This is a genomic window from Bacillus cereus group sp. MYBK15-3, from assembly GCF_051916765.1.
Lineage (GTDB): Bacteria > Bacillota > Bacilli > Bacillales > Bacillaceae_G > Bacillus_A > Bacillus_A cereus.
On sequence record NZ_JBQAHG010000004.1, the window covers coordinates 61,665 to 78,218 of the forward strand.

The window sequence follows — 16,554 nt, forward strand, 5'->3', positions numbered from 1 at the left end:
AGTGATTGTATGAAACGTTCTAAAACATACTTAAAATGTTTAGCATTATCCGCTGTTTTTGCTAGTAGCGCTGTAACTCTTTCAACACCTGCTGCTTATGCTCAAACAACATCGCAAGTTGTAACAGATATCGGGCAAAATGCAAAAACACATACGAGCTATAATACATTTAATAATGATCAAGCTGATAATATGACAATGTCTTTAAAGGTAACTTTTATCGATGACCCAAGCGCTGATAAACAGATTGCCGTTATTAATACAACTGGTAGTTTTCTAAAAGCAAATTCTACTATAAGTGATGCACCTATTGATAACTACCCAATCCCTGGCGCTAGTGCAACATTACGCTATCCTTCACAATATGATATTGCATTTAACCTTCAAGATAACAGCGCTCGTTTCTTTAACGTAGCGCCTACAAATGCTGTAGAAGAAACGACTGTAACATCTAGCGTATCTTATCAACTTGGTGGCTCTGTTAAAGCTTCTGCAACGCCAAATGGACCTAGCGCTGAAGCGGGTGCAACTGGCCAAGTAACTTGGTCTGACTCTGTAAGCTATAAACAAACTAGTTATAAAACAAATTTAATTGACCAAACAAACAAAAACGTAAAGTGGAACGTATTCTTTAACGGATATAACAATCAAAACTGGGGTATTTACACACGTGATTCCTACCATTCTTTATATGGAAACCAACTGTTCATGTACTCTCGCACATACCTATATGAATCTGATGCAAAAGGTAATTTAATACCGATGGATCAACTTCCAGCATTAACAAATAGCGGTTTCTCTCCTGGTATGATTGCTGTTGTTATCTCTGAAAAAAATACAGATCAATCTAACTTACAAGTCGCTTATACAAAACACGCCGACGATTACCAACTTCGTCCAGGCTTCACATTCGGAACTGCAAACTGGGTTGGAAACAACGTAAAAGACGTTGATCAAAAAACATTTAATAAATCATTTACACTAGATTGGAAGAATAAAAAATTAGTAGAGAAAAAATAAGTAAAAAAACGAAGGGACTATTTAGACTCTTCGTTTTTTTACTTATTCATAATAAGATCCCGCGAGTAATACCGTCGCTATGAAATTCCATGATATATTTTTAGGCATCTCTTCACCTTTATTTTGAAAAGCATCCATTAAAATATCAATGCTTTCGTCACTTATAATCAATTTATCCCCTTTTATTTCCTTTTTATAAAAAGACATATTTCCTCTCCTTTACTCTCTTATACATATCCCTTGAAGACTCTCTTTTTCTTTCTATCACACTAAAACACGTACCACTTCTTCTAATAATAAACCCAACCATTCATCCAATTTGTTTCAAAACACTCTAATACATTCAGCCTTCTTTCCATAGTACTATTTCAAGATCATACTCATTCTTTAGAAAAGTAAAACCACTTCTCATAGATTCATCTACTACAATAAGGCTAGAATAAATTAATGATCTTTGAGCATCATCATATCCAATGAAATGTAATACTTCTTTTGTATATAACATGAAATCTTCTAATTCTAATTGCACACCAAAGTCCCAATTTTCATGTGCATACCATACAATAATCTTCTTAGACAATAAACTAGTTAATTCACGTTCAAATTCTTTTATTTCATTGATAACTTGTTCAGCATTTAATTCACTCATAACTTTGATAGGATTCGGTGTTTCATCAATTAAAAAGTTTACTAATGAAGCAATTTTCTTCCCGCTAATAATCTCAAATTCTTTTATAGACGGACATAACATTAAAAACTTTTCTCTAGTAGCCTTTTCCTCTACCTTTTCTCTTAACATTGCAATTTTCTTTAGACGTTCATTCACATTTATCACCTCATACATTCAGTAAATTAACATAATAAAGCCTATCATCCGTTTGAAAATACATAACCGATCCGCGGCTATAATAATTAACAAATTGAATCGGCTCTCCAAAATGTTCATAGTACTTTTTCTGAATGTCACTTAATTTATTTTTTCGAAAAAAATTCATTTATGCTCTACAACCCTCTTTCTACTATACAACCTTGTTATTAAAGATAGATTTCTTCTTTCCAACTACTGGATTTAGATTGAACTACTATTAGATTTTCACTTTCCCATTTTAAGGTACCCAAAAATCTTGCATACACCATTTCATTCCCTACCTCTTCCACCAATAGTTGGTCTCGAATCTTTAATCCCTTTTCATCATACACTTCACATCGTAGTTGGAAACCTTTAACGCGATGAATCCCTTTTAGTATTGCTATTTTCTTACGGCTTGGACTTTTCTTAGGTGTCTTTCCAACTAAAAATATTCCTTCATAGTTTTGCTTCACAATTTCTTCTAAAGATTCTTCTGTATACCCTTTAACAATAGAGGGTGAAAGGATAGAGTTTTCTTCAAGTCCAGGGATAACATATTGGCGTACTAATTTACAAAACTCTTTGTATTTCTCTTCAACTGAATTTAATGCTAAAAAGTCCATAAAATCATATGGAACATATATACGAATTTCTCCCAAAGCTCTATTCACTTCATATGAAATATCAGTGTTTTCGTTAGCTAAACAAAAGATAGTTACTTTTTCAATCTCTCTTAATCCCATCTCAAACTCGCTAACTTTCTTTGAGAAAATTAGCTCAAAAATTCTAATTTCATGTACAAGCAAATAATGTTTTTTAGGACGTTTTTTTTTCCAATCGTAAAACTTTACTTCAAGCAATATAATTCACTCCTTTAAATTTATCACCATGGCATCGGGGACCTATGATACCTTTTATTAATTTATTAAACTGTACTCCTTTTTCATTCTACCTTATCTATATTTTTAATATGCTCTACTCACAATGCACGCGGTGACATAACAGCCATAAATACATCACTTCTCTCACCTGGTGCCATATACATTCCTTCTGCATCTAAATATTCAATCGAAAAGGCTGCTAGCTCATACGCCATTTCTTGAACGCATTCAAAAAGTGGATTTATAAAAACCTCACTTCCTGTAATCTTTTGTAAATCTTTCAAACAGTTAGACTTACTTCTTGCATAATCAGCCACATTCTCATTAGCCCAAGACCACATCCAACTGTTACTCTTTCCAGACCAAGACCCTATAAAAACAACACTAAATTCAAGTAACACTTGACCATTTTTTTTAAACTGTAATATACATTGATCTTGATCATACCAATACTCATCAAAGTTATCGATATTATAATCTGAAATGAATTTTTGCTGTTTACTTTCTAATTTGTCATAACACATAACAAGATAATTTTCGAATTGTTCATCCGTCATTGCCAATTATCACACGCTCCCTTCCTTCAAGATCTCCGCTACAAACAATATATCTTATATCTTACTCTCTCAAAACCTATATAAAGTGAAACTTTAATTAGCCCTTACCAATCGGGCTTTTACCAATAGCCCCCCGCCCACATATCATATACGTTTCTATCACTAAGATATCTTAATATATACAAAGAAAGAAGAACTTATATAAGCCCTTCTTTCCGTAAATAGTTTCTTTACTTCGTCTAATTTATTTTATCACGATAAATAAATTCAACATTACACAAATGCACCCCAACCATCTGTATATCCACCAAACTCTTCACCCAGTTTATTCAATTCCTTTTGCATCTCTACAATATCCTCATAAATTAAGAACATTTCTTTAGAACAAGTACACGTCCAATCTTCAAATTCTTCATTATAATCTAATTCACAATTTAAGCCCAGCTCTTGTAGTCTGCCAATTATTTTTTCTCCATTACCTTGATCAGGAATTGCAATAAAGAAATCTACTATATGTTTTTTATTAAAATCTATACCTTGTTTATATAATATATTTAATACTTGTCCATCTTCATCTTTTGGGAATTTCATTATTTCTCTCCTTTTTCTACAGCATATAATAAACCTTCATTTGGAACAAAAAATATTCCATTACTTAAAGTCCTCTTTACCCGTTATTTTTAAGTTTTTTCCATTCTGTATACCTAATATCAATCACTTCTTTTAATTTAAAGTAATTTTCCCAAGTATCTTGCACTTGATATAATGTATCACACTCTAAAAATACATCATCATAATCATCTAAATATAAACCTTTTTCAAAATCAAAATAATCTATTGCAAATTGATTCCCTTCATCATTTAACATGTCATCGCTTAAAACCCCATCCCAGAACATATAAACTTGAGTTCCAGTCATTTTTCTAAGCTTAAATTTATTAATTTCCTCTTCAGTCTCTTCTAAAAATTCATCACTAAATAAATTATTATCAATAATCCAACCTAAGAACATTCCAGTATGTACAAATGCTTGCTCCATCGGTAGTTCTTGTGGGAAATCTCCTTCATAATGATATTTAGCTTTATCGTAAATTATCGTTTGGAACAAAATTCTCACTCCTATTTCACATAATATAATTGAACTCAAATAAATTAAATTAATAAAAAGCGTCTCTCTAGCATTTTATAATAATACTTCTTTTTCATAATCGAAATAATGGTTCTTAATCATTTAATTTATAAAAATAAATAATTCTTTGATACACTCTTTAAAAAGGTAAGTTGACTAAACTCTGTGGGGGTTTTGCTATCAAAGGCTAAGTCTATCGCTACTGCTCAAGGTTACAGTGCACCATCATCACTCGCAGGCACTAAAATTCGATATGGACTTTCCAGCATTATAAAACCTGTAAATAAAAACCCCTATAAGTTACATTCGAAGTTTATGTCTAATCATAAAAACGTCGAATGTTTCCTTCTAGGGGCTACTAATATTTATAATTAATAGAAAATCTAGAGTTTAATGTTTTTCCAGCCAGAAAAACCAGATATAAACAATTAACCCCACTATACTCACGAAAATGAATAACTAACCTTGTTTATCCTAGATTCATATTAGAAAGAAAGTTTTCAAATAACTCCAATTCAAATTTATCCCTCGTCTTTAAATACTCTTTCTTTTTCTCAATGATTTGTTCTAACATCTCTTCTTTATTTAATAACAAGGCTAATCCAATAGCATTTTGTGCTCGAGCCCCATCAAATATTGTCCCTATTAATCCAGCCTCATCATCATCTCTTACACATAAATCAAATACATTTTCCATATCTACATACTTATCAATATATGGAATGAAGTATTCCTTAACTTCTTTTAAAATATCCATAGTAACAGGTAAAATATCTTCTTCCTTTTCAACACGCCACCTTTTTTGCTCCCTATGGACTAAATTCCCTAACTCAACCCCAATCGTATAGGTTTCCTTTTTCTCTTTAATTGTTAAACCTTCATCCCATTGATTTTTCATATTTTCTAATTCGTCAAACCGAATTCCCACATCCACCGTCACATGAAAATCTTCTGGGTGATTGATAAAGGCTAAATGTATACTGATTTTTCCTTTATCAAATTTTTTCACCAGGTCTTGTTGTGTAGTTCTAGTCTTATAACCGTTTTCTTTTAATGCTTCACCTAGATCTTGCAATAACTTTAATTTTAGTTCTTTTTTATTCATAATAACTATCCTCCTTACTTAGGGGTGACAACAACGGTTCGTATTTTACGAACTTGGTCTTTCAATCTACGAGGGGGCATTCTTCCCTATAATCTTTCCTCCCTGTTTCCTCATTAGCTTATCCTTTTTTAACTGCATCGCAGTTCTTCTAGCATTACCAGCTTTAACTTCTACTGCCAATAATTTGCCACGAGGTGTTCTAACTAAATGATCAACCCTTCTAATACCTTTAGAAGTACGAACACTAACTTGACTTCCTAATACATCATATCCCTTTTTCTTTAATGCCGATTTTGCAAGTTCCTCAGCCCTTGCTCCTGCTCTTTTTTTCGCTGCTAATGTAGCTCTTTTTTTCGCTTTTCTTGCTGCTTGTTTTGCTGCTTGTTTTGCTGCATAACGTGCTATATGAGGGGCAGCCATCCTTGCACCCGCTATTACAAGTGGAGCAACAGGTATATTACCATCTGGATCTATCAACATTACTGGATTATTATCTACATACGTATACCCATTCATTGTAACCGGATCATCTTCATCACCCGGATCTGGATCCACCGATAAGAACACACCATGATCTGGATTATAATAACGCGCAATTAGATAATACATGCCAATCTCTTTATCATACATGTATCCCGCATATCCAAATGGATTATCTGCTGCGATACCTTTTGCGCCGCTCTTTAATACGTTACCCCATGCATCATATTCATACGTTGCTACAACTTCTCTATTTTGGTCTGTCATCGCAACTACATCGCCACGTGGGTTGTAGTGATAGTATAGCGTTTGCCCTTTTGATTTCATCGCTAAGCGTGTACCACTTGTAGAGTATACATATTGACGTAGAACAGTTCCACTACCATCTGTCTCATACAACGGATTAATGCTATCTCCATCATAGAAATAACGTGTTACTTGACCATTTACACTCTTTTCAATACGACGATTATTTTCATCATATTTATACGTTGCGAATGCATTGCTCTCACCTTGTTTTGTGATAGCTACAATTTGATCGTTTTCGTTCCACGTATACTTGTACTTTCCATCTGATGTACGATTACCATTTGCATCATACGTTAATGATTCATTTCCGAACTTTACAAGCTGATTTCCATCATTGAATGTTGCCGCTATAGACTTTGTTTCTTTTCCATTCTCTACAACTTTCACACTCGTACGATTTCCAAATCCATCATATGTGTATGATTTAGTTGTTCCGTTTGGTAATGCTTCATTTAATAGTTGGTTGATCGGGTCATATACAAAGTTTGTTTCCGTTACTTTTCCGCCCGCACCTTCATGTTTAATCTTCGTACGGTTACCCGCTTGGTCATATTCATATCGTTCAGAAAGTAGAATACTATTTGACGTACCTACTACTAAATCTTTAATTTTGTTCGCATGATCATAGTTGAAAGTAGAGCCTGAACCATTTCCAGCTGTATACGTACGAACATTGCCTTGATCGTCATAATCAAATCGATACGTTTGAGAACCGTCTGTCACACGAATGTTTTGATCTAACGTGTTGTAGTCATACGATACTTTATTTGTGTATCCGCCTTGCGTTACTGTTTATTCTTTTAGTTTTTCTGTCTTACTGTTTGCTTTATCGTGATATGCCCAATCAATTTTTCCGCCTCGGCTATCTGTTGCACTTGTGACGCGGTCTGCCTTGTCGTATGTTTTTGTTCGTTCTACACCGTTGACATGGTCTTTCACTTTCGTAACTTGTCCATTTTGATCACGTTCAAATGTAAATGAATCTTTTCCGTTGCGCTTTTCACCAACGACGCGATCTGCTGTATCATAAACAGATTCTAGAACCGAGCCGTTTGGCATTTTTGTTTTAATCTTGTTTGCATTTTCATCATACGTATGTTCAATACGGCGATTTAACGCATCGATATACACTGTATTTTTATTATCTACATCATATTCATATTTGTGTGTTTGTGTTTTCCCACCAAACATGACAGATTTCTCTGTTGTATTTCCATTATGATCAAATACTCAATTAAAGAAATTGTAGAAGGAACTGATATATCACAAGGATCTCTCTATCGAACGAACAATCAAAGAAAATTTGAAGAAACACAGAGGTGACAAATTTCTATATTTTTACTTTATGGTCTATGACAGTAACCCTGTCACTCCCCAATTTACTTGGATAGCTTGATGTGCATGACGTGCTACCCCGTATATAAAAGAAACCGAAGTCTTGGCTCAGACTTCGGTTGTTCAACTTACAATGAATGACACCAATTACTAGTGGTCACATAATATTTAGTCATACATGTTTATTTATGGATATCTTTTAAGAAACCTCGCAACAAATCCACATAGTGTCTTCATTGATCTTACTAGTTATTTCTGTTAGCCTTCTTGAACTTATTATGTGTAGATGATTAAACAAATACCAATGAATACTGTTACTATACACAATATAATAGTTGTTGCTGTATCTAGCAAAATGCTTACGACCAGGAAAACTATTAGTTTAAGAGTAAAAGAAGGTCCTTTTTCTTTCCATTGTCGATAAATTTGTACCATTGCATAAATTAATGGAATCATACCACCTATAATCAGAATAATTCCTATTATTTTTTCCATGTCTCTCCTCCCGTTAAAGATTCGAATCAATAAATATAATATATAATTATACGTTCTCAAAATATATTCTTACATTTTTGAAGTTATTTATATCTGTAAAACTCTCTAATCAATTAACAATATTTTATTATCTTCTTTTTTTACTTATTTTTCTACTTATTTTTTTACTTGTTTTTTTACCTTTCTTTGCACCAAAGAGGAAAACCCCTACTCCATATCTAACTCCCCCTGAAATAGAACCACTTATTGCACCAGCATGCATTCCAAAAATCGTCCCACCTATTACTCCTACTTTACCGGCTGCTTGGTAGGTTGATGGTTTAACTCCCGTCATACCTAGTGAGGTAATGATCCCTCCTGTAGCTCCTCCAAATGCACCCCAGGTAATAGCTTTGGTTCTTATATGTTTTCCGACCCATTTCGAATCGTTTGGAAACACCTTCCTAAGTGTTTTCTTCACTGGCGCTGGAAGACGCTTAACAGTTCCTCGAACAAACTTTTTAATTGCATAATGTCCATCTGGATCCACCATCATCACCGGATTATTATCACCATACGTATATCCATTCATGGTAATCGGGTCATCTTCATCACCCGGATCAGGGTCCACTGATAAGAACACACCATGCTCCGGACTATAGTAACGCGCAATTAGATAATACATACCAATTTCTTTATCATACATGTATCCCGCATATCCAAATGGGTTGTCTGCTGCGATACCTTTTGCGTCGCTCTTTAATACGTTACCCCATGCATCATATTCATACGTTGCTAAAACTTCTCTATTTTGATCTGTCATTGCGACTACATCACCGCGTGGGTTATAGTGGTAGTATAACGTTTGTCCTTTTGATTTCATCGCTAAGCGCGTGCCACTTGTTGAGTATACATATTGACGGAGTACAGTTCCACTACCATCTGTCTCATATAACGGATTAATGCTATCTCCATCATAGAAATAACGTGTTACTTGACCATTTACACTCTTTTCAATACGACGATTATCTTCATCATACTTATAAGTTGCGAATGCATTGCTCTCACCTTGTTTTGTAATAGCTACAATTTGGTCATCTTCATTCCATGTATACTTGTACTTTCCATCAGATGTACGATTTCCATTCGCATCATACGTTAACGATTCGTTCCCGAATTTTACAAGTTGATTTCCTTCATTGAATGTTGCTGCTATAGATTTTGTTTCTTTTCCATTCTCTACAACTTTCACACTCGTACGGTTTCCAAATCCATCATATGTGTATGATTTAGTTGTTCCGTTTGGTAATGCTTCATTTAATAGTTGGTTGATCGGGTCATATACAAAGTTTGTTTCCGTTACTTTTCCGCCCGCACCTTCATGTTTAATCTTCGTACGGTTACCCGCTTGGTCATATTCATATCGTTCAGAAAGTAGAATACTATTTGACGTACCTACTACTAAATCTTTAATTTTGTTCGCATGATCATAGTTGAAAGTAGAGCCTGAACCATTTCCAGCTGTATACGTACGAACATTGCCTTGATCGTCATAATCAAATCGATACGTTTGAGAACCGTCTGTCACACGAATGTTTTGATCTAACGTGTTGTAGTCATACGATACTTTATTTGTGTATCCGCCTTGCGTTACTGTTTGTTCTTTTAGTTTTTCTGTCTTACTGTTTGCTTTGTCGTGATATGCCCAGTCAACTTTTCCGCCTCGGCTATCTGTTGCGCTTGTAACGCGGTCAGCCTTGTCGTATGTTTTCGTGCGTTCTACGCCGTTAACAAGATCTTTCACTTTCGTAACTTGTCCATTTTGATCACGTTCAAATGTAAATGAATCTTTTCCGTTGCGCTTTTCGCCAACGACGCGATCTGCTGTATCATATACAGATTCTAAAATCGAACCATTTGGCATTGTTGTTTTAATCTTGTTTGCATTTTCATCGTACGTATTTTCAATACGACGGTTTAATGCATCGATATAGACTGTATTTTTATTATCTACATCATATTCATATTTGTGTGTTTGCGTTTTCCCACCAAACATGACAGATTTCTCTGTTGTATTTCCATTATGATCATACAGATAATTTACAGAAGTACCATTTTTTAATGTAACCTTCGTTAATAGATTATCTTTGTTGTAATCATATAGTTTTGTATTTCCTTTTTCATCTGTTTCGCTCTTTTTATTTCCTGATGCATCATATGTGAAGGTGTTTTTCTGTCCTTCTTCATCATACGTCGCAACAACATTTCCATCGTTGTCGTACTCGTTTTTAATAAGAGCGTTTCCTTCTAATAGGCGTATATCATCAAACCAAACTTTTCCTTTATTCTCTCTTCTAAAGAGCATATAAACTTCCATACGTTTAATTGGTTTAGTGGCAGGGATTACAACCGCACTACGATTCCAATCATTTGTCCCACTTGGGAATTTCGCTTGGAAATTTTCCCCACTACCATCTTGATAATGTACATCTGCCCAAATAGAGTAATCTCGAGAGAGTTTATCTGGTGCAGTATTTTCTACATTTACTGATTTAGACATTCCTGTTAGCGTAATTGGTTCTGCTTTTTTCTGATTTATAGTGATATGCTTGCCATATCCTACATCTGAACCACCATATTGGCTACGCTCTAATACAATAGATGAATGTCCCGTAAAGCTCTCTTGCTGAGAAACATCTTTCGGATCACAGCTTGTTCCATCTCCTCTAATCCAACCTGGCATACAGCCATTTCCCGCCATATTTTCTAAACTACTATTTTCAATTGGGTTAAAGCTAGAAGAAACTTCACCTTTTTCTAGTTGAATCTTATCAAACCAGACTGAACCACTCGTAGCAGAACCGCCATTTTCTACTTGTAAATAGATTTTTACTTTTCTCGTTTGTTCTGTTGTTTTAAAAGTAACTTGACGGTTAACCCAATCCCTCGTTCCTTGAACTTTATTGTGACGAGTATCATGCCATCCACCATCTACACCAGCACCGTTTTCATTTAATAACTGTACATTGAAGAAAGCGGCACCATTGGCTAAATCCGTTTTCATCATACCACTTAACGTATACGTTGTATTTGGTTCTAACGTTACTTCTTGAATTGCAGCAATATAGCCCCAATCATTATTCGTTGCTTTTGTTGAAATTTTAAGTGATGATTCTCCGCCCAGACCACCTGGTGCTGATGTTGCATCTTTTGTAATAGCTCCGGAATTATTCACATTTACTGGTACCCATTTTTCCGTACCATTCATTTCAAAGCTTGGATTTTGAATCAGGTTTTCTCCTGTTCCCAGCTCTCTAGTTGTCGCAATTGGATTTCCAAACTGATCATACTGCATGAAAGATGATGTATTTGCTGCTTGGTCTGTTTCAGATACTTCTGTATTTGCAGCCTTATAAGCAACTGTTGTTTCACGATTTTCGTTATCTGTCGCTTTTATAAGCCCGTTGTCTTTATTGTACTCAAACTTTTCTGTTCCCATTTCATCAGTAACAGAAGTTACATTCCCATTACCATCATAGGTCGCTGTTTCTGTTTGATTTTTAGGAGTTGTTGTTTTTACTAAGTTATTTGCATTATATTCATATGTTGTTGTTAAATTTAGACGTCCGGAATCTTCAACTGTTTTGACTGGGTTTCCAGCATCGTTATACGTATAAACAGTTTTACGTCCTTTAGGATTCGTTAACGTAACTTCTTTCGTATCTGTATTATATGCTAATGTCGTAGCTTTTCCTAATGGGTCCGTTACTTTTACTAATCTATTATTCTCGTATGCATACGATGTTTTATATGGTTTGGCATCTGTATGTTGCGGATCATAAATAGATGTTAGTAATCCATTATCATATCCGTATTTATATACTTTTCCTTCTGGTGTTGTAGAAGAAACGAGTAAATCTCCATCATATTTAAATGTAATCGTTTTGCTATCTGGGCCGATTACTCTTGCTGCTTTTTTATTATTTCCATCATATTGTACGACTAACTCTTTACCAGAAGCGTTCTTTACTTTTGATAAACGGAATTCCCCATCATACTCATATGTCGTCGTATTTCCGTATTTATCTTTTGTATACTGGATACGACCTTGTGCATCTCCAGATTTATAGAAAGTAACCGTTTGGTCTTTATCTTTTATTTCATACCCGCCTGATACTTGTTTAATTTCTAAATATATACCAGTAGGGGCTTGATACGTATTATCTCCCGTTCTAGTAAAAGTAATATTTGCGCCATCGGCAGAAATTAATAGTAAGTTTCCGTTTCCTTCAGCCAAAATTCTTTCTTCTAATCTACTAGACCAACCCGTACCAAATAAACCTACTTTTTTACTTTGGCTATTATACGTTCTTTCCACTGATACATCCGGTCCGCGCCCAGATAACGTAATATCTTTCTCACTCATGATAAAGTTACCATTTGTAGCATTTACTTTACCATTTAGTACCGGAACTGATGCCCAGTAATCAAACATCCCTATAAACCCAAAGTCTTGAGCAAATTTAGGTACAAACTCATGCGAAATTTCACTTTCAGCATGTCCGGCTTTACTATACGCTGTTACACGGAACCAATAATTTTTAAAGCCAGCATAAATTCCGCCAGAATTCTTATACACAGGTGATGGATCAACTGCTAATTCTGCACCTTTTTTATCATGATGAAGTAAATATTGGCCTTTTGCAATTTCATCTTTCGTTGGCCAAATTTTCTCATTTTGCGTTGTCCAATTTGTTTTATTCCCTACATCGAACGCTTCGTAATCTTTTCCGTTATAAATCCAAACTTTATAGCCTGCAGCCGCTGGAACTGCATCCCACTTTAATGTGACATATCCTGTTTCTTTATCTGTCGCATTAATATAGGCCGATCCATCTGGCTTTTTCACTTGTTCTAATGGAATAAATGGAACTATTTCATCTGAAAGTGGACTATCCCCAAACGGATACTCTGCTACAATACGAATCCAGTAGCTACTTCTTCCGCTATAATCCCCGTACGGACCTCCTGACTCGTAAGCATTTTTATATATTTGTCCTGGGTTAGTAGGCGCTTCTGCACCTTTTCCATCATCATGTATCCAGTAACGCCCTTGTGCAATTTCTTCTGGCGTCGGGAATATTTTTTTATCTTTCGTCGTCCAGCTTGTCACATTCCCAACAGGAATATATTCATAGTCATATCCATTAAAAATGGCAACTTTATAACCTGTTGCTCCTGGAACTGCGTCCCATTGTACATTGAAGTGACCTGAACCACTCCCACTCCCATTTGAGTAAGCTTGTACTCTTGGCTTATTTGGTTTTGCGTAGGAATATTTCACTTCCAAGAATGGTGCATTCGTTCCATTTTCAGCTGCAATGAATTTCTTCCAATGGTTTTGACCATTACCATTTGCATGTAGCTTAAAGCCATTGTTTGGTCTCGCGCCTTCTACCCATGCTTTCACTGTATTCGTTACATTGAACTGGGCCCATTTTCCGCGGCCCACATCAGCGTGTGCAATGTTGTTAGAACCTGGTTTGTTATTCCAGTTTACACTTCCAACATTCCATCCACTTGTTACTTCATCTAACCAAACACCATTTGGTTGATTCGCATAATAATGCCAAACTGCATAGGCATGGAATGTTGCACTTTCAATCTTTGCACCCTTTAAGTTTGAAACATCTGGTTTAATAAATGAAAAGTTGGTGCCAATCGATGCGTCATAATACCCAACTTTTAACGTGTAAGCATTTTGGCCTGAATCCCAAAGTTTTCCTCCTGAATAATTAACATTAGCGAATACACTTGAAGCATAAGCATTTTCAAAGTTATCCAATTCAATTGAAGGATCTACATATACCGGATATTTTCGCTCTGGTGCTTGTAGCCACTGCGGGTCGGCAGTAACAGTTAATGTATATGTTTTTTCATCTTTCTTCTCAATATTGTAGCGAACCGCATCTGACGTTACAGCCTCACCTGATTGCTGATCCACATTGGAATCATTCATATATGGTTTCGGCAATGTGAATACTTTTTCTTTTTTCTCATCTTGGAAGTCGATTGAACCATCTTCCTGTAAGCTAGGTGTTAAATCTGTTTCTAATGCAAATGTAAAAATGTGGTGTCCTGTATACTCACGTAATACAAAATCTTCTTTTACATTTTCATTGAATGTCGTACTCTTTAAATCAATATTTGGGAAGACCCCTTTATACCATACTGTATTATTTTCATGTGTTGCGGTTACTGGTGATGGCTTCATTTCACCTTTTTCACCATTTGCACTTATTAGTTTATACTGAATAGTATGATCTTTTACTTTAAATTGAACGTACTTTCCATCTTTTGTCGCTTTCTCAAACTCTGGTTCTAATGTTGTATTTTCCGTTACAATTTTTTCATTTGGTGCTTCTACTAATTTTGGCGAAACCTCTTCTAGCTTTCCATCTTTCTCTGCATGAATCGGTTCCGTATATACCCTCTTTGTAAAAGTACCATCATTGTTATCAAAAACCTTTTCGGTTTCCGTTCTTTCTTCTACAATCTCAGTCGGACTCGCCTGTGTTTTAGCCTTATCCTTCTTTAATTGATCTGGATGTGGAGCTGGTAATTCCTGCTCCTCTTTCTTTTCCACTTCTGGAGTTTGTTCTGAATTTGGAGATGGTGTAAACGGTGGTGCCGTTTCTGCCAACCCATTCAGTGGTATAGAAGTAACAATTAATGCAACTACGATAAGTTGTATTAAATACTGATACCACTTTCTTTGTTTCTTACCTTCCATAAACTCACCTCACTGAAATATTTTTAACATATATAATGTTACATATCAAAATTTATATAAACTAAAGAGTAAAGTAAATACAGTTTTAAAGTTTTGAAGATTTTGTGCACAAAATACGACAATTCAATAACAATTTTTAAAATATCATTACAGATAATTATTTCTGTTATATAATTTAAGATTACAATAATCACATCTATTATTATTTACTAACGACAGAATATGAACATGATTCAACTAAACTTTTACATTCACTTTTGTTCTAGTATTCCAATGAAGCTAATACATTGAGTTTCATTGGAATAGCATAAATGTGGGTCTTCTAATTGTAATAACTGTGTTTAAGAAAGTAAGAGAAATATCTTCATTACTACTCGTATCAAATAGTTGAACACGCTCCGCTATTATATATACAAACTTCCTACTACATTTCATATGAGAAAAAGTTATTACGATAAACAAAGAAAAGGTCTCCTAAAAGATATTTTAGGAGACCTTTTCTTATTAATAGATTTTGTGATTTAAGAGTAAACACTCTTAAATTACAAAATCCTCCGGAATAAACACTTTCACTTCTTTCGGCTGTATGTATACGAAATCACCCGCTTGAATGTTCAGCTGCTTGAACTGTTCTTTCGTAATTTCTGCTTCTAAATATTCATCTGTTCCGTCTCGTTTTAATTCTACATATACGACAGGTCCGACTGCGTGAGAATAAGATACTTTTGCCGGGATTGCATCTATGCTTTGTTTCGTACGAGAGATTGATAAGTCATGCGGCCTTACGTAGGCTATTCCGTCTACGTTGGAAACGTGCTTATGCTCTGGTGCTTCTAGTTCGACCGATCCTACATTTAGCTTTCCTTTATGAACGCGGCCGTGAAATAAATTTACATTTCCTAAAAAATCGTAAACGAACGGGCTTGCTGGGTTTTCATATACTTCTTCCGGTGTTCCCATTTGTTCAATGCGACCTTCATTCATTACAACGATACGGTCTGCAACGTCTAACGCTTCTTCTTGGTCATGCGTTACGAATACGCTCGTAATTTGAAATTCGTCATGTAATTTTCGGAGCCATCTTCGTAATTCTTTTCTCACCTTTGCATCGAGTGCACCGAACGGTTCATCAAGTAATAAAATTTTCGGTTCGACTGCAAGTGCCCGGGCTAGTGCAATACGTTGACGTTGTCCACCAGATAATTGCGCTGGATAACGTTTAGCAAAGTCATCCATTTTTACGAGCTTTAATAATTCTGTTACCTTTTCTTCTATCGCTTCTGCTGACGGTCTTAAGCTTTTCTTTCTTACTTTTAAACCGAAAGCGACATTCTCAAATACATTCATATGTTTAAAGAGCGCATAGTGCTGAAAGACGAAACCGACTTGCCTGTTTTTCACGTGAATGTCTGTTAAATCTTCTCCATCAAATGAAATAGAACCTCCATCCGCTTCTTCTAATCCTGCAATAATGCGTAATAACGTCGTTTTCCCAGAACCTGACGGGCCTAATAAGGCAACAAGTTCACCTTTTGGAATATCCAAATGAATGTCTGTTAGTGCTTGAAATGTACCATATTGCTTTGATACACCTTGAATTTGAATACTCACCGTAATCCCA

General features: G+C 35.2%; 13 protein-coding genes and 2 pseudogenes. 2 read left to right on the forward strand and 13 right to left on the reverse strand.

Features of this window, described 5'->3' with window-relative positions:
* Positions 1-9 precede the first annotated feature (9 nt).
* A complete protein-coding gene (gene cytK2, locus ACTFR8_RS17745) occupies positions 10-1,020 on the forward strand; it encodes a beta-channel forming cytolysin CytK2 (protein ID WP_100619410.1) in 1,011 nt (336 codons plus the stop codon).
* A 42-nt stretch (positions 1,021-1,062) separates the two neighbouring features.
* On the opposite strand, the gene ACTFR8_RS17750 is transcribed toward cytK2, so the two are convergent.
* From ACTFR8_RS17750 to ACTFR8_RS17790, 9 genes and pseudogenes are all read right to left on the reverse strand, one after another.
* On the reverse strand, positions 1,063-1,227 hold the full coding sequence (locus ACTFR8_RS17750; protein WP_000011711.1) for a hypothetical protein: 165 nt from the start codon (positions 1,225-1,227) through the stop codon (positions 1,063-1,065).
* A gap of 136 nt (positions 1,228-1,363) precedes the next feature.
* Positions 1,364-1,846: a YxiF family protein gene (locus tag ACTFR8_RS17755; RefSeq protein ID WP_100619409.1), complete on the reverse strand. Its 483-nt coding sequence runs from the start codon at positions 1,844-1,846 to the stop codon at positions 1,364-1,366.
* Positions 1,847-2,055: 209 nt separating this feature from the next.
* Entirely contained in the window at positions 2,056-2,730 is a 675-nt protein-coding gene (locus tag ACTFR8_RS17760; protein WP_139338549.1) for a hypothetical protein, read from the reverse strand.
* 119 nt (positions 2,731-2,849) lie between these two features.
* On the reverse strand, positions 2,850-3,314 hold the full coding sequence (locus ACTFR8_RS17765; protein ID WP_252209867.1) for a DUF6882 domain-containing protein: 465 nt from the start codon (positions 3,312-3,314) through the stop codon (positions 2,850-2,852).
* Positions 3,315-3,581: 267 nt separating this feature from the next.
* Entirely contained in the window at positions 3,582-3,899 is a 318-nt protein-coding gene (locus ACTFR8_RS17770; protein WP_144608158.1) for a ribonuclease E inhibitor RraB, read from the reverse strand.
* Positions 3,900-3,975: 76 nt separating this feature from the next.
* Positions 3,976-4,416, reverse strand: coding sequence for a DUF7832 domain-containing protein (locus ACTFR8_RS17775; protein ID WP_000487868.1), 441 nt, complete (start codon positions 4,414-4,416; stop codon positions 3,976-3,978).
* A 490-nt stretch (positions 4,417-4,906) separates the two neighbouring features.
* On the reverse strand, positions 4,907-5,542 hold the full coding sequence (locus tag ACTFR8_RS17780; protein WP_252209865.1) for a DUF4304 domain-containing protein: 636 nt from the start codon (positions 5,540-5,542) through the stop codon (positions 4,907-4,909).
* A gap of 66 nt (positions 5,543-5,608) precedes the next feature.
* Positions 5,609-5,962 carry a nuclease-related domain-containing protein gene (locus ACTFR8_RS17785; protein WP_432759778.1) on the reverse strand — a complete coding sequence of 118 codons (354 nt, stop codon included), beginning with the start codon at positions 5,960-5,962 and terminating at the stop codon, positions 5,609-5,611.
* A 29-nt stretch (positions 5,963-5,991) separates the two neighbouring features.
* Positions 5,992-7,462 (reverse strand): annotated as a pseudogene (locus ACTFR8_RS17790) (RHS repeat domain-containing protein); the annotation flags it as partial.
* A gap of 93 nt (positions 7,463-7,555) precedes the next feature.
* On the opposite strand from ACTFR8_RS17790, the pseudogene ACTFR8_RS17795 reads away from it, so the two are divergent.
* Positions 7,556-7,654 (forward strand): annotated as a pseudogene (locus ACTFR8_RS17795) (recombinase family protein); the annotation flags it as partial.
* A gap of 288 nt (positions 7,655-7,942) precedes the next feature.
* On the opposite strand, the gene ACTFR8_RS17800 reads toward ACTFR8_RS17795, so the two are convergent.
* The 4 genes from ACTFR8_RS17800 to ACTFR8_RS17815 all read right to left on the reverse strand — a co-directional run bounded on the left by ACTFR8_RS17800 (position 7,943) and on the right by ACTFR8_RS17815 (position 16,544).
* Entirely contained in the window at positions 7,943-8,161 is a 219-nt protein-coding gene (locus ACTFR8_RS17800; protein ID WP_000411163.1) for a hypothetical protein, read from the reverse strand.
* A 127-nt stretch (positions 8,162-8,288) separates the two neighbouring features.
* Positions 8,289-14,933 carry a DNRLRE domain-containing protein gene (locus tag ACTFR8_RS17805; RefSeq protein ID WP_252209864.1) on the reverse strand — a complete coding sequence of 2,215 codons (6,645 nt, stop codon included), beginning with the start codon at positions 14,931-14,933 and terminating at the stop codon, positions 8,289-8,291.
* A 294-nt stretch (positions 14,934-15,227) separates the two neighbouring features.
* Complete coding sequence (locus tag ACTFR8_RS17810) at positions 15,228-15,395, reverse strand: hypothetical protein (protein ID WP_170950089.1); 168 nt, start codon at positions 15,393-15,395, stop codon at positions 15,228-15,230.
* A 75-nt stretch (positions 15,396-15,470) separates the two neighbouring features.
* Positions 15,471-16,544, reverse strand: coding sequence for a sulfate/molybdate ABC transporter ATP-binding protein (locus ACTFR8_RS17815; protein ID WP_100619691.1), 1,074 nt, complete (start codon positions 16,542-16,544; stop codon positions 15,471-15,473).
* Positions 16,545-16,554: the final 10 nt, after the last annotated feature.

What these genes read in the sequence shown, in the direction of transcription:
- ACTFR8_RS17800 (WP_000411163.1), bottom strand. Translation starts at nt 8,161, where the DNA reads ATGGAAAAAATAATAGGAATTATTCTGATTATAGGTGGTATGATTCCA.
- ACTFR8_RS17805 (WP_252209864.1), bottom strand. Translation starts at nt 14,933, where the DNA reads ATGGAAGGTAAGAAACAAAGAAAGTGGTATCAGTATTTAATACAACTT.
- ACTFR8_RS17750 (WP_000011711.1), bottom strand. Translation starts at nt 1,227, where the DNA reads ATGTCTTTTTATAAAAAGGAAATAAAAGGGGATAAATTGATTATAAGT.
- ACTFR8_RS17780 (WP_252209865.1), bottom strand. Translation starts at nt 5,542, where the DNA reads ATGAATAAAAAAGAACTAAAATTAAAGTTATTGCAAGATCTAGGTGAA.
- cytK2 (WP_100619410.1), top strand. Translation starts at nt 10, where the DNA reads ATGAAACGTTCTAAAACATACTTAAAATGTTTAGCATTATCCGCTGTT.
- ACTFR8_RS17785 (WP_432759778.1), bottom strand. Translation starts at nt 5,962, where the DNA reads ATGGCTGCCCCTCATATAGCACGTTATGCAGCAAAACAAGCAGCAAAA.
- ACTFR8_RS17770 (WP_144608158.1), bottom strand. Translation starts at nt 3,899, where the DNA reads ATGAAATTCCCAAAAGATGAAGATGGACAAGTATTAAATATATTATAT.